Source organism: Falsiroseomonas oryziterrae (assembly GCF_021864505.1).
Lineage (GTDB): Bacteria > Pseudomonadota > Alphaproteobacteria > Acetobacterales > Acetobacteraceae > Falsiroseomonas > Falsiroseomonas oryziterrae.
In genome coordinates, this window is record NZ_JAKJIB010000382.1 from 1 (window position 1) to 3,622 (window position 3,622).

The 3,622-nt window shown below is 74.3% G+C and carries 1 protein-coding gene; it reads right to left on the minus strand.

Annotated features, from left to right (window positions below; all coding sequences use genetic code 11):
* Nucleotides 1-3,622 (minus strand): NAD-glutamate dehydrogenase domain-containing protein (locus L2I40_RS20565; protein ID WP_237217042.1); only part of this gene is annotated, 3,622 nt, incomplete at both ends.

Here is a 3,622-nt window from a genome sequence, read left to right on the forward strand (position 1 = left end):
GGGGCGCGTCAGCCCTTCGCCCGCGGCGGCGCGCCCGCGCAGCGCGGCCTCGTCCGGCAGCCCGGCCACCGCGCGGTCGAGCAGCCCGGCGGCTTCGAGCCGCGTCATCAGCGCGCCATGCGCCGCAAGCTCGTCCGTCGCACGCAGCATCTCGAGGCTGACGGCGAGCGACTGGGCGTGGTTGTCGGCGAGCACCAGCCGCGCGACCTCGTCGGTCATGCCTGCCAGCAGCTCGTCGCGCTGGCGACGGGTGAGCGCGCCGTCCCGCTCGGCCTCGGCGAGCAGGATCTTGATGTTCACCTCGTGGTCGGAGGTGCTGACGCCCGCGCTGTTGTCGAGCGCGTCGGTGTTGATCCGCGCGCCCGCGCCGGCGGCGCCGAGCCGCGCCGCCTCAATCCGCCCGGCCTGCGTCACGCCGAGATTGGCGCCCTCGCCCACCACGCGGGCGCGGATGTCGCGACCGTCCACGCGGATCGCGTCGTTGGCGCGGTCGCCGGCTTCCGCCTGGCTTTCGGTGCTGGATTTCACATAGGTGCCGATACCCCCGAAGTAGAGCAGGTCGACGGGCAGCTTCAGGATCGCCCGCATGATCGCGGCGGGCTCGGCGCGCTCCGCCTCGATGCCGAGCAGCGCGCGCGCCTGCTCCGACAGCGGCAGCGACTTGGCGTTGCGCGGCAGCACGGCGCCGCCGGGCGAGAGCAGCCGCGCGTCGTAATCGGCCCAGGAGGAGCGCGGCAGGCGGAACAGTCGCTCCCGCTCGCGGTACGAAACCTCCGGATCGGGATCGGGGTCGAGGAAGATGTGGCGGTGGTCGAAGGCGGCGACCAGCTTCGTCCACCGCGACACCAGCAGCCCGTTGCCGAAGACGTCGCCGGACATGTCGCCGACGCCGGCGCAGGTGAAGGGCGCGTCCTGGACGGATCGGCCGAGCGTCTCCTGGAAGTGGCGGTCGATCATCACCCAGGCGCCGCGCGCGGTGATGCCCATCGCCTTGTGGTCGTAGCCCGCGGAGCCGCCGGAGGCGAAGGCGTCGCCAAGCCAGAAGCCGTATTCGGCCGAGAGGCCGTTGGCGATGTCGGAGAAGGTCGCGGTGCCCTTGTCGGCGGCGGCGACGCTGTAGGGGTCGTCGCCGTCGCGGCGCACCACGTCGGGTGGCGTGACGACGCGCTCGCCCTCGAGGTTGTCGGTGAGGTCGAGCATGCCGCGCACCAGCGTGCGGTAGCAGGCGATGCCCTCCGCCATGAAGGCCTCGCGGTCGGTCGCGGGCGGCGGGTGCTTGAGGATGAATCCGCCCTTGGCGCCGGTCGGCACGATGATGACGTTCTTCAGCCGCTGCGCCTTCATCAGCCCGAGGATCTCGGTGCGGAAATCCTCGCGCCGGTCCGACCAGCGGATCCCGCCGCGCGCGACGGGGCCGGCGCGCAGATGCGTGCCTTCCATGCGCGCGGAGTGGACGAAGATCTCGCGCCAGGGCCGCGGCAGCGGCATCTCGCCGGCGCGCGCGCTGTCCAGCTTGAAGGCCAGGTAGTCCTTTCGCTGGAAGAAGTTGGTGCGGAGCATCGCGTCGAGCAGCGTGCGCAGCCGCGACAGGATGCGGTCCTCGTCCGGGTTGGCGACGCCGTCGAGCAGCGCGCGCCACTGCGCATCGAGCGAGGTCTCCGTCGCGCGGTCGCCCTGCGGGTCGAAGCGGGCGTCGAACAGCATGACCAGCAGGCGCGCGGCGTCGGGGTGCGCGGCCAGCGCCGTCTCCACGCTTTCCTGCGCGAAGCCGAAGCCGACCTGCTTCAGCCAGCGGAACATCGCGCGCAGCAGCCAGCATTCGCGCCAGGTGAGGCCGGCGCGCAGCACGAGGCGGTTGAAGCCGTCGGCCTCGGCCCGGCCGTCCTGCAGCGCGGCCAGCGCCTCCAGCAGCGGGGTGAAGCGGGCTTCCTCGCAGGGCGCGCCCGATTCCAGCGTGAAGACGTGCAGCACGACCGGCGGAAGGCCGCGCGGGGCGAGCCGGTAGGGGGTTTCCTCGATGGCGCGCAGGTCGAGGCTGGCGAAGAGCGGCAGCGCGTCCGACAGCGGCAGCGGTCCGCCGGGATTGGCCAGCCGCAGCACGAGCGTGCGCGCATCGGCGCCTGGCGGGCGGGACAGCGCGGTGGCGATCCCGCCGCTCTCCGCGGCGCGCCGCGCAAGCATGAGGTCGGCGACGCCCTGCGCTGCCGTCTCGGTCTCGCGGTAGGCGCGCGGGAAGGCCTCGCGCCAGGTGCCGAGGAGCGGCGCCGCGGCCGCTTCCCCGAGCTGCGCCGCCAGCGCCTCCTCCAGCCGTTCGCGGAAGCCTCGCGCGGCCTGCGCGACCGCCGCTTCCAGCGCGGCGTCGTCCACCGCCGGCACGGCGCCGGGCGTGGTCCCGATCACGTAGTGGACACGGGCCAGCGGCGCGTCGCCCAGCAGCGTGTAGAAGGCCGAGAGGCGGCCGGCGAAGGCCCGTGCGATCAGCCCGCCGATCCGCTCGCGCATCGCGGTGTCGAAGCTGTCGCGCGGCAGCCAGGCGATGGCGGAGACGAAGCGCTCGAAGGGATCGCGGCGCAGCACCAGCGCGGCGCGCGGCCGGATGGAGAGGTCGAGCGCGACGCGGCAGCCCTGCAGGATGGCGTCGTCCGGGGCCTGGAACAGCTCGTCGCGCGGCCAGGTGTCGAGGATGTTCCGCAACGCCCGGCCGTCATGCGCCTCCGGGTCCACGCCGGCGCGGGCCAGGATGCGCAGCACCTTCTCGCGTAGCAGCGGGATGGAGCGCGGGTTGCGGTTGTAGGCCGCCGCCGCGAAGAGCCCGAGGAAGAGCCGCCCGCCGGTGAGGCGCCCCGCCGCGTCGCGGATGCGCGTGATGATCACGTCCGCATGCTGCGGCCGGTGGACGGTGGCGCGGATGTTCGCCTTGGCGATGCTGACGGGCTCGAGCCGCGCGAGCGCGGCGCGCACCGCCGGCGGCAGCGCCGGCAGGTCGCGCAGCGCGTCGAAGACCGGCAGGCCGGCGTCGCGGAGCAGGCCGAGATTCTCGGCCTCGACCACGGTCGCGGTGCCGTCCTCCTGCAGCTCAAGCCGGCGGTGGCCGAGCAGCACGAAATTCTCCTCGGCCAGCCAGCGCAGGAAGGCCGCGGGCTCCTCGCCGCCGACCTCGGACTCCGCCTCGTGCAGCCGCGCGACCATCGGGCGGAAATCGGTCACGGCGAGGCGGACGTCGTCCATGGCGCGCGACAGCGCGGCTTCCAGCGCGGCGAGGTCGTCCGGCGCGGCGGCGGGCCCGGCGCCGACCGTCATGGCGGCACCGGGCGCGAGCGTGATGCGCATCATGCTCTCGCGCTGGCCGTCCTCCGCGATGGCGGTCAGACGCCCCTCGTCGTCGCGCCTGACGGGTACGATCGGGTGCAGCAGCTGACGCACGGTGCGCCCGCGCAGCGCGAGCGCCGCCAGCGCGCTGTCCACCAGGAACGGCATGTCGTCGGTGACGATCTCCACCACCGGCGAGGGCCCGCGGCCCGGGCCGGGCGGCAGGACGCGGAGCCGGGCCTCGCGCGGGCTGCGCGTCTCGGCGAACGCGAAGAGGCTGGCGGCGGCCTCGGCGAGGCTCTCGGGCGGCTCG